Source organism: Lonsdalea quercina subsp. quercina (genome assembly GCF_000688655.1).
In the GTDB taxonomy this organism is placed as follows: domain Bacteria; phylum Pseudomonadota; class Gammaproteobacteria; order Enterobacterales; family Enterobacteriaceae; genus Lonsdalea; species Lonsdalea quercina.
Window position 1 is genome coordinate 109,405 of sequence record NZ_JIBO01000001.1, and the last position, 18,141, is coordinate 127,545.

Annotated in this window: 19 protein-coding genes; 1 reads left to right on the forward strand and 18 read right to left on the reverse strand. The window is 47.0% G+C overall.

What is annotated here, in order from left to right:
* Positions 1 to 2 precede the first annotated feature (2 nt).
* From RZ35_RS00390 to RZ35_RS00445, 13 genes are all read right to left on the reverse strand, one after another.
* Complete coding sequence (locus RZ35_RS00390) at positions 3 to 1,865, reverse strand: type IV secretory system conjugative DNA transfer family protein (protein ID WP_026741516.1); 1,863 nt, start codon at positions 1,863 to 1,865, stop codon at positions 3 to 5.
* 725 nt (positions 1,866 to 2,590) lie between these two features.
* Entirely contained in the window at positions 2,591 to 2,893 is a 303-nt protein-coding gene (locus RZ35_RS00395; RefSeq protein WP_026741517.1) for a hypothetical protein, read from the reverse strand.
* 42 nt (positions 2,894 to 2,935) lie between these two features.
* Complete coding sequence (gene virB11, locus RZ35_RS00400; RefSeq protein WP_026741518.1) at positions 2,936 to 3,952, reverse strand: P-type DNA transfer ATPase VirB11; 1,017 nt, start codon at positions 3,950 to 3,952, stop codon at positions 2,936 to 2,938.
* Positions 3,942 to 5,165, reverse strand: a complete 1,224-nt coding sequence (gene virB10 / locus RZ35_RS00405; RefSeq protein WP_026741519.1) for a VirB10/TraB/TrbI family type IV secretion system protein — start codon at positions 5,163 to 5,165, stop codon at positions 3,942 to 3,944. Before virB10 ends, virB11 begins: the two co-directional genes overlap by 11 nt.
* Entirely contained in the window at positions 5,162 to 6,055 is an 894-nt protein-coding gene (gene virB9, locus RZ35_RS00410; RefSeq protein WP_394296464.1) for a P-type conjugative transfer protein VirB9, read from the reverse strand. Before virB9 ends, virB10 begins: the two co-directional genes overlap by 4 nt.
* Positions 6,052 to 6,735 (reverse strand): virB8 family protein, encoded by a 684-nt coding sequence (locus RZ35_RS00415; protein WP_026741521.1) that lies wholly within the window; start codon positions 6,733 to 6,735, stop codon positions 6,052 to 6,054. The genes virB9 and RZ35_RS00415 overlap by 4 nt, the downstream gene beginning before the upstream one ends.
* 220 nt (positions 6,736 to 6,955) lie before the next feature.
* The gene (locus RZ35_RS00420) at positions 6,956 to 7,996 is read right to left on the reverse strand and encodes a type IV secretion system protein (protein WP_026741522.1); all 1,041 of its coding nucleotides are present in this window, start codon (positions 7,994 to 7,996) and stop codon (positions 6,956 to 6,958) included.
* An 11-nt stretch (positions 7,997 to 8,007) separates the two neighbouring features.
* A complete protein-coding gene (locus RZ35_RS17020) occupies positions 8,008 to 8,232 on the reverse strand; it encodes an EexN family lipoprotein (RefSeq protein WP_071999721.1) in 225 nt (74 codons plus the stop codon).
* 10 nt (positions 8,233 to 8,242) lie between these two features.
* The gene (locus tag RZ35_RS00425; protein ID WP_026741523.1) at positions 8,243 to 8,959 is read right to left on the reverse strand and encodes a type IV secretion system protein; all 717 of its coding nucleotides are present in this window, start codon (positions 8,957 to 8,959) and stop codon (positions 8,243 to 8,245) included.
* A gap of 23 nt (positions 8,960 to 8,982) precedes the next feature.
* Positions 8,983 to 11,730, reverse strand: coding sequence for a VirB4 family type IV secretion/conjugal transfer ATPase (locus RZ35_RS00430; RefSeq protein ID WP_026741524.1), 2,748 nt, complete (start codon positions 11,728 to 11,730; stop codon positions 8,983 to 8,985).
* 9 nt (positions 11,731 to 11,739) lie between these two features.
* On the reverse strand, positions 11,740 to 12,021 hold the full coding sequence (locus tag RZ35_RS00435; RefSeq protein ID WP_026741525.1) for a TrbC/VirB2 family protein: 282 nt from the start codon (positions 12,019 to 12,021) through the stop codon (positions 11,740 to 11,742).
* Complete coding sequence (locus RZ35_RS00440; protein ID WP_026741526.1) at positions 12,018 to 12,683, reverse strand: lytic transglycosylase domain-containing protein; 666 nt, start codon at positions 12,681 to 12,683, stop codon at positions 12,018 to 12,020. Before RZ35_RS00440 ends, RZ35_RS00435 begins: the two co-directional genes overlap by 4 nt.
* A gap of 78 nt (positions 12,684 to 12,761) precedes the next feature.
* A complete protein-coding gene (locus RZ35_RS00445) occupies positions 12,762 to 12,983 on the reverse strand; it encodes a hypothetical protein (protein WP_026741527.1) in 222 nt (73 codons plus the stop codon).
* Positions 12,984 to 13,564: 581 nt separating this feature from the next.
* Between RZ35_RS00445 and RZ35_RS00450 the strand changes: the two genes are divergently transcribed.
* Positions 13,565 to 15,505: a tetratricopeptide repeat protein gene (locus RZ35_RS00450; RefSeq protein ID WP_026741528.1), complete on the forward strand. Its 1,941-nt coding sequence runs from the start codon at positions 13,565 to 13,567 to the stop codon at positions 15,503 to 15,505.
* Positions 15,506 to 15,815: 310 nt separating this feature from the next.
* Here RZ35_RS00450 and RZ35_RS00455 read toward each other — a convergent pair whose 3' ends face one another.
* From RZ35_RS00455 to RZ35_RS00475, 5 genes are all read right to left on the reverse strand, one after another.
* The gene (locus RZ35_RS00455; protein ID WP_051625418.1) at positions 15,816 to 16,199 is read right to left on the reverse strand and encodes a hypothetical protein; all 384 of its coding nucleotides are present in this window, start codon (positions 16,197 to 16,199) and stop codon (positions 15,816 to 15,818) included.
* Positions 16,200 to 16,400: 201 nt separating this feature from the next.
* Complete coding sequence (locus RZ35_RS00460) at positions 16,401 to 16,736, reverse strand: hypothetical protein (protein WP_026741530.1); 336 nt, start codon at positions 16,734 to 16,736, stop codon at positions 16,401 to 16,403.
* Positions 16,737 to 17,103: 367 nt separating this feature from the next.
* A complete protein-coding gene (locus RZ35_RS17025; protein ID WP_015730135.1) occupies positions 17,104 to 17,313 on the reverse strand; it encodes a TraR/DksA family transcriptional regulator in 210 nt (69 codons plus the stop codon).
* Positions 17,303 to 17,887, reverse strand: a complete 585-nt coding sequence (locus RZ35_RS00470; RefSeq protein ID WP_026741531.1) for a DUF2857 domain-containing protein — start codon at positions 17,885 to 17,887, stop codon at positions 17,303 to 17,305. The genes RZ35_RS17025 and RZ35_RS00470 overlap by 11 nt, the downstream gene beginning before the upstream one ends.
* Positions 17,888 to 17,891: 4 nt before the next feature.
* On the reverse strand, positions 17,892 to 18,098 hold the full coding sequence (locus tag RZ35_RS00475) for an AlpA family transcriptional regulator (RefSeq protein ID WP_026741532.1): 207 nt from the start codon (positions 18,096 to 18,098) through the stop codon (positions 17,892 to 17,894).
* Positions 18,099 to 18,141: the final 43 nt, after the last annotated feature.

Here is an 18,141-nt window from a genome sequence, read left to right on the forward strand (position 1 = left end):
TCCTAAAAATTGAGCAAGGACGGTGTTTCGTCATCATCAGATCTCGGTTTTGCTGATTTTCTTTCTCCTTCAAAGAAAAGATCAGGCTGTGTTGCCGCGACATTGGTTGTTGAAGCGGATGTCGCTCCTTCCTCGTCGAAGTCCAGCGCGATTTTTGCCGGTGCTGCCGACGCGGCAATATCCGGAGAAACGGAATAGATCTCTAGCTCGCGTTTTTGTACCTTTATGGGGGAAATCAGTGAAGCAGAGGGAAGCGTTCTCGTCGTAAAGATAAAGCTGACAAAATCGGGCAGGTTCAGAATCATATTGCTGTCGATAAAGAAACGCTCGGCCTGTCTGATAGTACGTTCACCGTCGATGGTTTCCGTCAGTACGGCATCAGTTTTGGCTTTGCGGATTTCATCATCCACTAAGATGGTGCCAGACATTCTCGCCACCCATTCAGCTGTATCCGGGTCCATAACGCGGTATACCAGCTTGAATTTAGCGTTTTCAACGACTGCACCGACAACAGCATCGCCTTTTAAATCTGCCGGGCAGTCTTTCAAATCGGCGACGGACTGATGCGCCATAATAATATGCACGCCTTTATCCCGTGCCGCGCCTAGCCCTTCCAGAGCCGGTTTTGACAGATGGTATTTTAATTCGTCGAGAAAGATGGCTATGGGGCGGGGTGTTTCTTTTACCCGGTCACGTCGTTCTGCTAACTGGTACAGACGTACCAGCAGCATTCGCTGGGCAGTGATAATCTTGCTATTGCGCATTGAGCCGATGACATAGCAGCAGCCACCTTCATCAAAAACCGATTGGAGTGAAAATCCTGCCGGCGCGTTGATGGCATTGAGCAACGCCAGCTCTTCAATCTTGCCGAAAAAGGCTTTGATATCCTCCGCGATACCTTGAACATATTCGCCGTTATAAATATCGCGGATAGTCGAAGATGTATGACTGCTGACAAATTGTGCCGCGATACGTGCCGCTTTTCGGTCGTCGATACGATAAAAATCGGATTCCTGACCTTTTTCCGCCAAGCTGAATCCCGCAACAAACAATTCCTCTAGTTCGTCAGGTGTAATATTTTCAATCAGATTTAATTGGTATTGCGGTTTTCGCAGGTCAATTAAGGCAAAGGGTTTGCCTGCATCCTCGCAGGCCTTGCGATAAAGATGCGTCGCCCATTCATCATCCTTTGGGTCCATAATAAATACACCTTCACCCGCCAGGATACTTTGGTAAAGCAATATACCGGTTGCTACACCTTTACCGGCTCCGGTGGTGCCGATAATATCCGCATGTTGTCTTTGCCAGTCTTTTAACGGGAGATACATCGGTTTTTCACCACTGTCTATCCCGATAAAAATACCCTTATCTAGGTTGATGTAATCCAGCGGATTATAATGCAGCGTTTCCGGCAGCAGGGATTTTACCGTGCGTACATCTGTGCGTAATTCCCTTTCAAGACTGGTCTTTTTGATGAGTTGTTTTTTTATTTTATCCAGTTCAGGCGTTAATACCCGGCGCAGACTAATATGGAGAATAAGCCCTGCCATGGTAAATATAATTAATATTGACCAGTCCAGAATGGGAGTGCGGGTAAGTATCCGATCGTTATAAAGCCACCTAAAAACGCTAATAAGTAAGGGGCCCACTGTGCCAAACAGGAAACACAGCAGGTAAAAAGTGATAATCAGCTTTTTCCATAACGGGACTTTCTGCCGTTCATCGCTTTTCATTGAAGCGAAAAACGGCAGGGTCAGTCCCGATAATAGCGCCAGCATCAATTGATGCTGTTGCATAACATCAATAAAGGACAGCACACCATTTACTATCGGCGACAGTGAAATGGAAAGCTTATTTAACATCATGGTGCCTCCTTTGTCCGCGACTCGCCCCAACGCATCGCCCCATCAATTCGCCCCACGATGTTGGGCGAAAAGGCGGGGCGAACGTCTGGGGCGAAGAAGGTGACCGCTCTGCGGCCATGTGTCGGAAAGCATGCTTCCCAGCACGAAACAGCGTGCGCCAGTTCATGCGGGCTGGACGCCCTTATTGCCTGGCGCATGGGGGTAATGTCGTGGTTGAACGCCGCGCCAAAACCCCCGAGGTCAAAGGCGGCACACCGTCGCCCGCTACGCGCGACCACCCCCTTTGAGACGCCGTTTTTCGCCTATTTTTTCTTTTGTCCGTTCCGGCCAAGCGAAAAAATGGGAAAACGCCTTCAAAGCGGGNGGNCGCGCCACGCTACCGGCTTTTGGCCGGAGACTTAGCTGCGACGGTGTGCGGGGCTATGCCCCCCAAATAAACCGCTATCGTGGGCGATAGCTTTTCGCTCGCTGGGGCGGCGAAATTTATTCGGCTCCCCCCGGTCTGCAAAATCCGCGTGGGCGCGGCTGTTTGCAGATGGGATCGGCGACGCAAATTAGCAATTTCTTTGAAATTGAATTTACTCGCCTTACGCCACTTTTAAATTTCGGCTATTCGCATAAATTTAAAAGCCTAAAACCGTCACGATCGGTGTCGAGTTTTCCATCCAGAGTTGACTGGGGGAACAGTAATAATCCAGATGTCTTTATTACCGTTTTCTTTGAATTCAATTACGTATGCGGCCAAATTTATTAATTATCTGATCGATAATTTTCGGGTCGGCTAATTTGCATTCGAGTAATAAAGTTTTTCGGGCATCGGCAGTACGGTTGGGGTGAAATCCGTGTCTGTTCTTTTTCACAACCTTAAAGAAATAACGTTCAGCAGACAGACATTCACTTCCTCCGCCGTTACCGGTTGTTTTACCGTACAGACATAAAACAATTTCACAGGCATCAGCGGCCATTACGAAAGAGGGCAGTAGCAAACTCATGCAGAAAAGGCAGGTGGTGAATATGATCATTTTCATATCAAATACCTTTATTGGGAATGAGGGGCTTTAACGGTTCAGCTATCTGAATGATTTCTTCATTTGATGAAGGTGTACAGGTTTGAAATAAATATCCCCCATTCGACGAATATCACCGTGAATATCTACGCTGACGATGATATCTACGCATTTAAGTACCTTGCGTAACAGCACATCGAACGGGATATTTTTACAGTCAGGATTTTCATAACAGCGGTCAATGATCCCTTCTATACATTCTTCCGGACTGCCTGCGTGCAGGGAGGTGATAAGGCCTTCATGCCCTGAACCGATAATTTTCAGCGTGTCCCACGCTTCCCGCCCACGAATTTCTGCCAGCAGAATCCGATCTGGATTCATTCGATAATTCGCTCTGATAAGTCTGCCGGGTGTGATAATCGCCTCGTCTCCAGCATCCGCCGGATAAAACAGATGAACATAATTAGCGTGGTTGTATAAATGGATTTCAGGATTATCTTCAATCGTGGTTAGCCTGAGATGTGACGGAATATAGTGCAGCAACGTCTTCATATAGGTGGTTTTACCGGAGCCGGTTTCACCAACAATAAAGATCGTTTTACCGTACTCGACGGCCTTTTCGATAAAGTGGGGGATATCACCATTGTTGTAGCATCGGGTCAGTTCATCATCTTTACTTTCGTTTCTCTCCTTACCGGCTATCCGGTTATAAAAACCAGCATCAATCCAGGACTGATGCGTTTTCTGCTCAAATGACGGGTTTCGCAGCGTAATCGATACGGTATCCCGCTCACAGGCTGGGGGAATAATAGTCTGGACACGTTCACCTGATCCTAATGTGGCGGAAAGGATAGGGGAGGTATCATCGATATTGTCCTCATTCCATGAGGCCAGTGCTTTGGCCAAAGCATGGCACTGACGCAACGTAACCGGAGAATCATGCTTCTGCCATCGACCGTTTATTTTGGTGTGGATCTCTCCGGGGCGGTTAATGGCGATTTCCGTCAGGCCATCCAGTTTGAGATAATCGCCGAACAACTGGTTTTTCATAAAATCCAGCGACAGATTTTCAGCGCTCATACCACCTCTTTTTTAGACGTAGTTGATAAATGGAAGAGAAATCGATATCCGTACCGGTCATGATGCCGATCACATCGCCCTGATTGAGATACATCGTGGGCGGAATATTGATGCTGTTTTCTAACGCCGTTTTCGCCATTTCTGACGCGGCAGCGCGGGTGTTTTCGGTGTAATCGGTATTGCGGTCTTTCCCCGGTGCTGAATCTGATGCGGCGGCAGCCACATCTTGTACGGTGCTCAACATCAACGCATTGCCGAACCGTTCCCAGAAATGGGTATCAATCCATCCGCTAATCCCAGCCTCACCCAACGGGCCGGTGGCTTCGGTATCAATCAGCGGGATTTGCAGGCTGCCGGGTTCCGGTGTGCGTAATTCTGTCCAAATGACAAACATTCGGCTCCGGCCATGTTGCAGCGCCCCGGTGCGGTAGAACCCTCTGGCGACGGTTCCGGCAGGGAGCAACTTCACGTAATGGTTAGCGCTGTAGACATCTTCGCCGATAAGGCAGGAAATACGACCGCCCACATCAGAGACAAAACGCCGCATCATCGAGCACGGAATATAACGATCAACCGGCAGGTAAAGATTGGGATCGAGACCCAGTCGCCTGACGCTGGTCACTTTTGCGACACCGGGATTGGCGTCGTTAGTCTCTGTGCCAGACATGGTTGCAGGTGTGTCTTTGCTCTGTGTGCCGGAAGGAGCAGTTTGTGAAGCCTGAGTATTACCGCGTTGTGTGGACTCAGCGGCACTACTTGGGCTATCGGCCAGTGCCGCCGCCTTATTTAAAGCAGGTGGCTCTGACGGTGATGCCGTCTGTATTGGGGGATTATCTGTTGCGGTTTCCTGTTTGTCCTGGCCGAGCAGGCCGAACGGATTGTTGTCCATGCCGAGGTTTTTACGCTCATGTTGTCCTGTACTGGCTGACGGCGGGGCTGGGGTTTCAACCGCCTTATCATCGCTTTGTTTTAATGCGATAAGGAAGCGATCTCCACCCAATGCCAGTGCAATCAGTGCGCCCAGACTCAGCAGACTGACCAGCAGCGTCCGGCGGCTGGATGCTTTTTTGAAGCGGGTCACTTCAGGTTGGCCGGGAGGTGTGTTTTGCTCTGGTGCCTGACTCGCCATCGCTGAACGGGCGCGTTCACGGGCTTCAGCCTCCAGCATCGCCACGGTTTTTGCCGTTGTTTCTGGGATGGATTTATCAGTCATTTAGCCTCCAGCGTGACGACAGGTGAAACGGTGTCACCTCTGCCAGTAGTGGCGTTGCCGAATGACGTATTCTCAATCCCGACTACCGCGCTGCCGTAGCGCAATACCAACTGTGGCGACATTGCCCGCACGACGACCACGGTGTAGTTTCCGTGTTTGGTTATTCGGGGTGTTACGGTCTGTTCCTGCCCGTTAACGATCCGGAAGATCGAAGGAAGGATTTTGACGGGAGAAAAACCGAGATAGATAAAGCGGCCATCATCATAAGTGAAATCTGGTGCAATGGAGGCTGAACCGACTGCGACTCGCTTGGTATAGAGCCAGTTACGCGGCGTGGTTGCCTGCTCAAATGCTGTCGTTATCTGCTGCTTTTCCTGTGTTTCACGCAGGAGTTTCAAACGCGCTGCGCTGGCTGTCTCTGATCGCCTGCGATCGTCATCCGGATAGCGAAAACGAATAATAAAGGCCTGTGAAGGCGAGTCATTCTCCAGTACGTTCAGTTCCAGACTGTAATCGCGCTTTGATGTCACGACAAAGAGATTGGTTCTCCATTCGCTCGCCGTTGGCAGAAAAACTTTATTGACGTTGTTGCCGTTATCATCGGTTACCGGCTGGGTGATAGGGTTTGGACTGACACCGACTCGGTTATCNCTTTTTGTGACTTTCCAACCCTTTGGAAAACCCGCCTGCGCGTCGATGACTTCTTCATCGTCATCAAACAGGAGTGTGGTGAGGTAGCCGGGACGGGTGTTGACGATGGTCGCATTTTGGCTGTTATAGGTGACATTCTGCATTCGGCTGTCATAGGTGCTGCTGCGCGGTATCGCCGCGCTCCAGGCTGTGGATGAACCCAAAAGAAGCCACAAGATCACGGTTGTTTTCAGCATCATTCACCCCTCAGTTCTTTATCGCGTTGGTAGCTGGTCACGATGAACCCCAGAGGATTCACTTCTCGCTGGCTGTCTGTCAGTTGTTTGCGGGGGAGGTAGCGATAAGTCAGCCGGATGTTCCAGACATCTGTTTTAACCGAGTTATCGACAATCCGGCGGATAGTGCGTTTAATGCGTAAGGTCGCCAGATGGTCAGGCGCTGTCGCGGTCGCGTGAACGTTGGAAATAATGTCGATAGACACGACATATTCCGCTTTATTGAAAATGACATCGGGTGCCTGATTGCTGTTGAACCCGTCGAGATAATCCCGGTTCACACTATCGCTGTTGAATAACTGCACATCGTCATAATCGCGCTGGAGAGCAAAATAGTTATAACCCTCGCGGAGCCTGACATAATGCGCCGCTAACGCCTGAGCCAGTGCTTTCTCTGTGGAAATACTCTGCTCTTTAATCCGGGTCATATATTCATACCGCCCGGTCTGTTTATCCACCGACCATAATTCGATTTCGGTGGTTTTCAGCGGCAGCAGAATAATCAGTGCGGTGATCGCCATTGCGGCCAGAGCAAACCCTATGGCCGCTATTCGCCACGCCATCTTTTTTTCCCGTTCATCCTTTTCCAGCAGGACAGATTCAAAGGCGCGGGATGACGCAATGATGTTTTCTGTTTCAGACATGCTTTGTCAGCTCCTGAATAATTGCGGGAGAATTAACTGGTTGAGGATCGCCAGATACCGGCGGGAGGTCGTGCCGATGCTGCGCACAGCCCGTGAGGACGCACAGCATCAGAAAGACGAGGCTGGATTTCATATCGATACCTATGTTTGTCGAAGACAGAAATACCATACCGATGGCGGTTGCTGCGGCATGAGATGGAGGAATGGGGTTAGAAGGAGATTAGCGGTTACGCTGTTGATTGAAACGCTTCATGCTATCGATAGAAGCCGCACGTTTTTGCCATGCGGGTAGGGCTTTGCTGGTGCCTGCGGCGATAAGTGAACCTGTTGCAGTAGCGGCGCTGACGCCCGCTTTTGCCGCTAACTGGACCCCCCCCGCACCGGTTTTCATGACCGGTTTTGCTGCATCAGAAGAGGGCTTCGCCAGCCCACGTAAGCCGCTCATGGCGGCACCCTGTAGTGCGGCTTGAACGGCTACGCCACCTAATGCGTTCGCGATTTTTGCTGAAAACCAGATAATGACACCTGAAATAACACCCGCAACGCAGCACTGAACACCCAGTGTAATGATATTGGCGCTATCTGCAAAATTAACCGCTTTATCTAATAAGCCATTGAGATAATTAATGACAATCCTGATGGATAACGCAGAAAACATAATCGTCAGGATCACCGTGAAGATAATTTTCAGCCAGTTGTTAAACATCGGAATAAGGAATCCATACAGCAGGCAGAAAATAAATAACGGTGCGGTGGTGGTCGTTAATACAATGATAATGCCGGCTAACAGGTTAACTGCCGAACCAAATAGCAGAGTGACGATTGCACCTCCCCAGACCAGCAGTTGGGCAATACCGCCGTTGAGTTTTACATAGGTGGAATCGTCCTGTTTATAAAGCTTTTGTCCTATCGTTTGCGCTTTCGCCCAGACGGTATCCAGTAACACCCAGACGTTGTCATCACCGCTGACGCCGTCGGTTAATCCGTTAATGGCCGAAATGGCTAAATCCAACCAACCATCGAGATTTAAAACGAATGTCATGATTAGCAGCATTCGCCCGACATCCCATATGACATCTTCTACTGGTGTTTGAAGTTTTCCAGCCAGAGTTTGATAACCCCGATACGTGACAAATAACGTGAAGGAGCTGACGGCGATAACGCTTACCATATCGCCGTACACGGAGGTTTGTCCCCGCAGTACGGCATGTAAACCGTCAGTGATCGTGTTGTTCATTCCAACAAACATACCACCTGACATAGATGACCCCTTTAATTCAAATCGGGAACCTTGGCATTTTCCTGACGGAGTTCAAATCGCGCTTCTCGTGCATTTTTGCAATCTTGAGAGTCATCACCGGACGATTCACACGCTTTATATCGCTGGTTCATTTCATCCGAATGTTCTTTGTACCATTGCGTTGATTTCGGGTTATCACACCCCGAAAGAAATAATGAGCCTAAAAGAACTGTAAAAATGCAAAGTGACGTTTTCATTCTTACCCTCTCAATAATTAAAGTCAGGAATCGGAGCGGCGAGTTGTTGTTCATTGAATGCTTTTTGCCGCTGTTGAGTCAACATCGCGGCACGCTGTTCAGCCTGCTTGACTGACATTTCCCATTGGCTGGCTAATGCATTCAATTGTACGCTTTTGGCTGCCACCGCGTTAGCCAAGTCCTGTGACTCTTTCGAGTCTTTGGCGTTGGCTATGCGGTCGGATAAGTCTGATATATCGTTTAATGTGCTATTAATCTTGTTTTGGACATCGCTGGTATTCTCAATTGAGACTGCCTGATTGAGGACAAGTTGTTTGCAACTTTCCTGATACCGTTGCGATGAACTGGACTGATTACAAATATCAAACGATTGATATTTATTATATAGGTGCTGAAGGTCAGAAGAATAATAACCGCTTGGGTTGGTCAGCAGGTCATCCAGTGAAATACCATTTTTACGGAGATGTTCGATATCGTTTTTTAGGTTTTTAGCATCGTGGAGAAATCCCTGAATATCCCGTATGCCTGTTGCAGTCGCTAATTGCTGCTTATAGGCGTCAAGCTCGCTTTTATAGTGAGTGACCGTTTCCTGCCATTGCTGGAGTTTCTGAATCCATTGGTTAATCGACTCGGTATTACTGGCGGCATCAAATACCGGGATACCGGCGCTCATCGCTGGTGTAGACATCAATAGCGATAACGCCAGACACATCTTTCTGGATTGCATGGTGATGACCTCCGAGGTGAATATCAGATAGCTTGGTTAAGGTACGTTTCTTTCCAGTCGCTGGGTGACATGCCTTCCTGATAAATGGCATCAAATATTTTCAGGTTGTCTTCACTGCCGCTCAGGATTTTGGTGATGTTTCCGAGGCCCGATAAATCCATCCTTGCCATGGCGACAAACGGGCGAGTTTCACCAGCACGCAGTGGTGTTTTCAGGACAACCATATAGTGCTCGCTCGGATCAAGGTTGCGAACAACGTCGTAAACGCTTTCAGGGACTTTCATTTTCTCCACGTAATCTGTACGGCTGGCCTTGGGATTGGCGAGAAAAATTTGGGTACTGCACTGCTCAATAATCGCCGGAGCGATGGGATGCCTGACGATTTCATCGGGTGACTGGGTAGCGGGAATAAAAATGCCGTTCAGTTTGCGGATCACCTTGAGCATGTTGAGGGAGAATTTAGAAAACTCCACATCAGCCAGCCATTTCCAGAACTCATCCATAAACATCACCAGTCGGCGACCATCTAACAGGCTGGTGACGCGGTACAGTAAGTAAAAGGTGATCGGCCCACGTATGTCGTCATCATCCAGGAATTCCGTACCGTCGATACCAAAGTTATCAATATTGCTGATGTTGAACGTGTCCTCCTCGTTATCGAACACCCAGCCAAACTCACCGCCCTGCGCCCACTGTTTCAGGCGTATACGCAGACCATTAGTTCGTGCCTCTTTGGTCGGTGGTTCAGGCAACACTTCCAGCAATCGGGTAATACCATAGCGGCGATATTCCGGCGGATAGTCCAGCATAATGGTATCCACCGCAGTGCTGATACGCTCTTCATCGCGGGGATCAAGTGGCTTACCGTCACGACGGCACAGCATCCGAATCAGTCGCTTGATAAAGCTGATATTCCGCCGAGTGGGAGTAAGTGAAAATGGGTTGAATCCGGTAGGGATACCGGTCCGGATACGGAAATAGCAACCGCCCATCTGGCGGATCGACATCTCCGCCGCTCTGTCTTTATCAAAGTAAACGGTAGTCAGCTGTTTGATGGTGGCAGAAGCGGAGAATGTCGCCGGATTGCGGTACTTCTGCATCAACTGTTTCATCATCGTCATCAGCAGGGTCTTTCCTGAACCTGTTTTACCGATGATGGCGGTATTCCCCGGCGTTTTCTCATTGAAGTCATTCCGTCCTGCCTGACTGTCATGCAAGTTCAGATAATAACCGCCACCACCGGGAGATTTCAGGATGGCGATAGCCTCACCCCACGGATTGCCATTACGCTTGTGAGGATGAAAGTTATGCAGACTCCCCATATCTGCGTAGTTCTGGCTACTGACCACCACCAGACGGGGTCGCAGCGAGTAGACGCCGGGGAGTTGAGCCAGATAGGCGGCAGGTAACGACAGTGTGGATAGTGATGTCATAATGCCGAGATCGTTAAAAGGCTGAGCCAGTGCGTTGGTTTCCTTTACCACCTGATCGGCGCTTGTGGAGGAGACCAGTAAGGAAAAGTGATACTTGCCGCAAGACACATGCCCTGACTGGAGCAGATCGCGTAAGACGATCAATTCCTCACGCTGTGAAATGGCGTCATCGTCGGTTGAGTTCAGCCGTTTTTCCGCCAGTCGGATATGATTTTGCGCTTCATCCCGTGCCATACAGGTAAAAGACTGCGTCAGTACATACTCGCTTTCGGCATACAGCAGCGCATCGAGCAGGCCGGTGTAGGTCTCCGGTGAATAGTCTTTAATTTCCAGACTGCGGAAGAAGTGGGAACCGCCGACCGTCTGACATTCGGCGGTATCGGTAGTGAAGAACACATCCGGCGTGCTGAGTGTGTGATAAGACGGTGTGCGTGTCACCGCCACGTTCTGCCATTTGCCGGTAATCAGACGATGGTAGAAAGCCAGTTGCGAAGAGTAAACCCGACCTTTCTCCTCATAGAGGCCCAATGGCGTTGCCACATAACGCGACAGGGCGGTGTTGATAGCTTCATGGTGTTCCAGCATCCCTTTCAGAGCATCATCCAGCGCCGCTTTCCTTTTTCCTGCGGGCTGCGTCTTCATGATTTTTTTCTCCAGCGTGGAGAAAGGGGCATAACAGATGGTGAAAAACAGCCGATGCCGCCAGAGTTGTTTCTCTTTTAGTGGCTGGTAATAGCGTTCCGTGACTTCATCGGAAAAGGGAATGCCCGAATTGGCCTCAAAGCCATCCTGATATTTCTCCCGTATGCGGTGAATATAGAAGGTGATCGGTAACCCTTCATACGAGCGGATCAGGTTGTTAAGGTGGCTTGCCAGCAATGTCAGATGATGTTCATCCTCACATTCAAAAACAGTGCCGTCCAATTCCCACGTAGCGACTAAATCACCGGCGCGATTTCTTATTATGTGAGGGTGAATGTGGGAGGAATAGGGAATGTATTTATTCAGCGTGATGCGCTCGTTTAATTTCATCTTAGCGGTAAACTCCGAAACATCGACGGCGTCATAGTGGTTTGCCAGCACGGCACGGGCACCAAAATGGCGATTCGTGGCAAATCGCCCGCGAGTTTTAAAGGCCAACCACAGCAGTCCGAAATAATGAATATCCGTTCGGGCTTTTGCCTTCATTTCCAGCCAGGCTGGGATCAATAACAACGCAAGGTAATAGCTGGTATAAACCGACAGCAGGACGATAACACCGCTGACGATCACGAACGGGACGAGAGGAATACCCATAATGGCGGCAGGGCGGGTCAGCGCTTTGTTCAGGGTGGTCATCGGTTCCTCCTAGGATGCCCAATAGGCACCAAAGCCCGATGCGCCGACAATCAGGATGGCTCCGATAATGACGTTGCGCATGTCATGCAAGCTTTTACCATCAAACAACACCTTGTAACCCACCCACATGGTTGCTAGCGTGATCGTGACGGCGGCCAGCCCGAGCAAACCGGTGGAGGTATTATTCAGCGTATCGTTGGCTTTATTAAATCCGCTTCCTGCTGCCAGCGTCTGGGTTGATATCAATAGGGAAGAAAACGCAGGCCAGTATTTACGTTTTTGCATCGTCATTGCTCCTCATTAATCACAGGCAGGGATATATCACCGCGAAGGATGGCGTCGGGATAGTGCAAGGAGGTCAAAACAGGTATGGTTTTTTCGTTAAGCTCACCGCGCAGGACGGTAGCCGGGTAATGAATCTCTGAATTGGATTGGCTGGTGGTACTGTGTTTGAGATCTTCCCGCGTTGACGGGACCGCATAGCCAATACGTTGGATATAGCTGGTTTGGTTAAAGGCAGATTCTGGCTGCTGACCCGTATCGAAATTGCCGGAATAGTAACAACTGAGTGCTCTCTTCAGCGTGCCACCTCGCTGGTAGCAGTCGGTGAGAATACGCTCAAAAACAGACAGATTGGTACAGGGATCTAACAAGTCATGTGCTGTTACGCCGTAATGGCGAAAGTTGGTACTGGTGATTTGCATCAGCCCGACCGAATAGCGACGACCTTTTGCTGCCACCTGCTTGATGATGTTGACGGCAACTTGCTTGCTGGTGGGTTGATGAGAAATGATGCCTACGCTGCCGGGTTTTCTCTCTTTCTTTGGCACAATTTCAGCGACGGCATAAGGATTAAAGCTGGATTCTACTTTTGCCACATCAGACGCGGTGGATGGGTGAATAGTGGCGGCACACTGCATGACCGCCGCCATAAAAGCAGTGGGTGAAAGCATGGTTGCCTCGGTAACAAGTCTAGCCACACGTAGCCATCAGATAGTCGATGGCAAGGGAAAAGGAGGGAGAGTTGAGCGTTAATCGTGCTGGGGTGCCTGCGGCGTATCGCTATCATCCTTGGGTTCAAGAAGCACCAGCTTACCGGAGACAGCAATGCCAGGCGTCAGTACGATGTTCAATCCAGATTTCCCGTTATGCACGAACGCCACGCCGACTTTTGTCCAATACGTGTTCTTCTCTCTGCTGGTATTGGGTTGGCTTTCCTGCGTGATAAATACGTGATAGGTAGGTTTTCTCATGCTATTTCCTTTCATCAAAAGTTATGGTGAATTAACTCAATCGTTCACATCCCGATTCTGCATTCCGATTTCAACGGGTCAGCGAGAACATTCAGCGGCACCCTGAATTGTGGTTGTGTGACAGCCCGACTCATCTTTTTAAAGAGCAATACTCGGCTCGGACGAATAAACGGCCATAACGCTCGCCAAGGGAAGGTGGCGCGATAAGCGTGCGATATCGGCGTCAGGATGAGAATGAGAAAATCAAAAAAGGAATGAGAGAGAAAATATATAGTGTGGTAATTATTTGATGGATTGTATTGGCTTGATTTTGAGTTGTCGCTTATGGACATACCTAATATGACAGGCAGCTTTGTGCCATAAGGGGACAAAGTTGACATAACTATACCTATCAACGCGGAGCAAGCCAGTCAGTTGGTGATGGGAGTGAGTTGTCAAAAGTTGTCGCCCGCTACCATCTCCATCGGAGATTCTTAAGTTTACGCACTCTAAGTTACAGTTGCTTCAAATAGTTGCCAAAATACTGAAATCGAGTTTAATAGGGGGATGATATCTCAGCACACAGTATACAGGGACACAAAATGCATCATTTAAATGATTTCCCCAAAAGAGATAGAAACCACAGGATTGAAAGACTTGCGATATCAGCTTTTGAACATTTCCTTAGAGATTCAAATGATTTTTTCATTCAAAGTCAGGATATAAATGATTACGGCGTAGACTATCAACTCGAAATCACAACAAATGGTCAAGCAACTAATATTAGATTGTTTGTTCAACTAAAAGGTACTGAGCAAGAATTGAATAATGATGGATCGGTCAGCATATCTGTTAATAGAGCTAACCTGAATTATCTATTAATGCACCCCTATTCTTTTTATGTGTGTTTCCATGCCCCAAGTAATAGTCTAAAAATAACATTCGCTGAAAGCGTGATTCGAAGCTATGAACAGTCTGAAAAGCAATGGATTGAGCAAGAAACACTCACTGTAAAATTCATTGAGGATATTTCTGACTCTCGTTTGCATGAAATTGCAGAGGTGGCTAGATTTAATGCCATGAGTGACCGTAATGCTAGAATCGAGTTGATAACAAATCATATTTCAAATGTTAGCGATGTTATTAATAAAGTCATACCGAAGATACATATACCAGAAGATAAAAAATTAGCTCATGAATTACTTAATTCATTGTATGAAAATAACTATGATGATGTAATAAGTGCTAATTTTTATGAGTTTTTAGCTATTTTCGGCCCTGACCATCCGGCTATGATCATTCCATATATGTCGGAAATTAATAAAGCTATGGATAGAGTTAATGGCAATGAAGAAAGGGTTTTAAATGGTATACAATATCTTAGAGATAGATTGGAAGAGGGTAATATAACAAAGGGAAGTTTATATTATTCAATAGGTAATGGGTTTACGGCTCTTGACAGGGACAAAGAAGCTATTCAAGAGTATAAGACTGCTCTTGAGCATATAATCGAAGCAGAGAAATTAGCTGCGCAATGCTACAAAAATATGGGTAGTAGTTACTCAAAGCTAGGGAATAAAAATGAAGCATATGAATGCTATAAGAAGGCACTTGAGTTAGAACCAAACTTAAGTGAAGCTAATTTAGCTTTGGGAGTAATTCATAATCGTAGGGGTAATTATGAATTGGCATTAGAATATTTAGACAGAGTGCTTTTCCCAGGAAATTACCAGCATAAACTAATATATGTTGAAAAATGGAGAATAAACACTCTTTTCAATATGGGGGATTATCGTTCGGCATATAGAGAGATTAATAGTCTATTAACTCGGAATGATAATAAAGAGGACTTATGGAAATGGTGCTTAATGCTAGTTGCAGCGTTCTGTCGAACTTCGACTGCTTCTGCTAAACTTAGCTTGCCTTTTTGGGCTCGCTTTTTAGAATTCTACCCTAATCACCCTGATGCATCTAGAGAAATTCTATTGGCGAAAAATTACTTAAGAGTTAATGATAATTTAACTAAATATTCGTACCATGATTTTAAGAAGGAGTTTGAACTGCGAATAAATAATGTTAGTAATGAAGATAGTGCTTTCCTGTGGGATCGTATAGGTCATTGGGCACAAGATGAAGACGAGTGGGAAGATGCAGAGATACACTTCCGTAAAGCATATGGAATTGCGGGTGGCGAATATGGATATTGTCTTGGAGTAGCTCTGAATCATCTTGGTCGCTTCCAAGAAAGCTTGCCTATTTTGGTTGAGCAAGCTGAAAAAATCCAACCTGATGATTTTAGCTGGTTCCAAGTCGCTGTTGCCTACGAATTTCAAGGATATATTCAAGAGGCAATCGATTCTTATGAAAAATGCTTATCAATAAATAAGAATAACGAATTGGCATTGTTCAATCTTGGAGGTCTTTACTGGAATTCGAGAAATTATGATGAAGCAAGTCGTGTCTGGAAGCTGGCAGTAGCGTATTATCCCGAGCATGAGCTTTCGCAGAAACTTCGAAAGGATATTCCATTTATTTTAAATTGATTTCCTTTATTAGCGACGAGCTTAAAGTCGTAATTCATAGAAACAATCATGGATATGGGACATAGGCTCGTTGCTACAGAAAAATATACTTATATTTGAATGCATATGACCTCTAAATGTGAATGGCACGATTATGCGGGATACAATTCAGGTCTTCGCTCATAGCAGTTATTTTGCGCTTCTTGCAGACTGCTTTGTGCCAAAAACGGCAATATCTAATAGAATATTGCGCGGATCAACGGGACGCAGATCAAATAGCTGTTATTGACGCATGATGCAAATACCCCGCAAGGGCGGGGTTTGAATGAAGCTACAATCTTTTAATCAGGTTCTCAATATTGTCTGGTTCAAAGTAATGCGGATTAACTTCACCATTTATGAGGAAACCATCTTTTAGTAGGTCTTCAAGCTCACTCTCTACCTCTTTGTTGAAGATACCTGGATATATTCTCTTGTATGACTGAAAGGTACCTTTCATCTTCCTGCAAGCATTCTCCGCGATTTCGAATGAGATCTCGTTCCCTGCATTGAAGACCGGTATGAAGATCTCAAGAATATCGTTCTTTAGCTTCTGTTTAAGTTTCTTTTTTTCAACGATATTTGAGTAACAGATACCTAAAAAGAAGGTGAAGATACCAGGAACCCAATTGTTAACGAGAACTTCAAAAATCCCTTTAATAGACAAAGTGTCCACTACCTTACTCCTGAGTTAAGATTTAGGTTCATAAAGCACAAACCCCGTACAAGGCGGGTATTAGACGGCAGGNCGGACGTGCTATTTATTATACAGCGTTCATGTGAAAGTGTTTCACCTTTGGTGGCAAATTTCTTGCGAATTCGTTTGCCGTTTGCCCTAAATAGATAACACTCGCTAAGCCACTTTCCTGATGGGTACTTACGAACGATCATTCTGTTTACTCTTCATGAGTAAATCCCGAATTTTCGCAAGGTTTGAATTTTCGGGGGCTGAATCCATGTATGGATCGCGCTCAAACACTAATTGCTCAGACTCAACGAAAGCCTGCCATTCTACTGGGTCTAGCTCAAATTCCATCGCAGACATATCACTTTCATCTTCCCCCTCGATCCAGCGGACTAAATAAAACAATTCATCATCAGGAGAGTCATCATCGTCATCAACAATATCAACGTCGGTTACAGTGATGCGAAGGGTGGGATCGATTTTTGAGACATAAATTCCTAACTGCGGCATAGAGGGAATATTGTTCATGAAAATTCCTTTTATTGGTGTTTGCTATTTGAATAAAAATACGCCCAAATGAGTGCTTACTGTGAATACGGCAAGAATCGTTGTAAGTATCCCGCTTAGACGCCCCATTCTCTTTTAGAGATCCTCTTGCATATGGAGTATGTTACCTGAAAACGAACTTCCGTTCCTCGCTCGTTGCTGACCGTGAGGTTCTATCGAGTTCTAACACAAAGATCTGCCAGATCAAGTCTGAAGCAATACAGCTAAGTAACAATGGTAACGGTTTTTTATTCAGTGCTTAGCTGCTTAAAATACGAATAGTGACTTATTCGGATAATGAAAAAACGCGCAGAGGATATAATTACTCTGCGCGAGTGTCATCTTGTTATCAGCGCTGACGGCGCTCAAGTATGGTTTGGCATTCCGTACAGGTTGTCACGCCCGGCAGGGTTTGGCGTCTCTGCTCGGGAATAGGTTCACCACACAAACGACAATAATGTAATGAAGGTGTAGTTGCTGGCTTGAAACGGTTCTGTTCAATCATCTCTTCCAGGCGTTGCTCATTAAATTCCTGATCGCGATCGATCTCATCTGGCATGCAATATCCTCCTGTTCAGTGCTTCTTTCTCACAAAGGGTGATACGGTTCCAGACGGCGGTCAGGGAGAGCCCTTTTTCCCTAGAAGATAAGGACTCAGTAACCAGCATCATTGTTTCCAGCGCTTCAGGTGTATCAAGGTTTTCAGAGCGGTTCTTTTTCCATGACAGCCAGATTTCTGCATCAATGTCTTCATCTGGAACAGGCGTTCGGCCATAAGGGATGGTGACACCCAGCAATCGGCGACGAGCGCAGACTTCATTCGAGGTGAGGCCAAAAAAGTGATTCAAGAGTGCAATAGATCCTCCCAATCTGACGGCGCGATTTATCTGCTGCTGGCGTTGGGCTTCTTGGTGGGACAGCGTCAGGATCTGTTGTAGAACGTCGTGACGGACAGTAATCGACATAAACTGTGCTGATGCTCGGCTGACAATAAACAGTTCGTCGAGGGATAGCTGATTGAGAGCGTTCAGTTCGTCGAATGTAAATCCTAACGTTTCACAATAACGAAAATTGCCTTCCTTAAGAGCGGTAAGGGCGTTTGTTAACACCGCATAATTTAGGGAGGGAATCATGATGTTATATCTCCCTTGAGCGTGTTAAACGGTTAGTTAATTTAAGATTTATCCATTCGTCGATTTCGGATTCGAGCCAAGCCACGCTGGCCGGTCCAATCTTTATTGAAGAAGGAAAGGAGCCTTCTTTCATATATAGGTAGATTTGCGAGCGCTTCAGGCCGGTTTTTACTTCCACTTGTTTCAGACGTAATAACTGATGCGATGTCATCAATACCTCCAGTGCAGAAATGGCATATGCCCGGAGATGACAA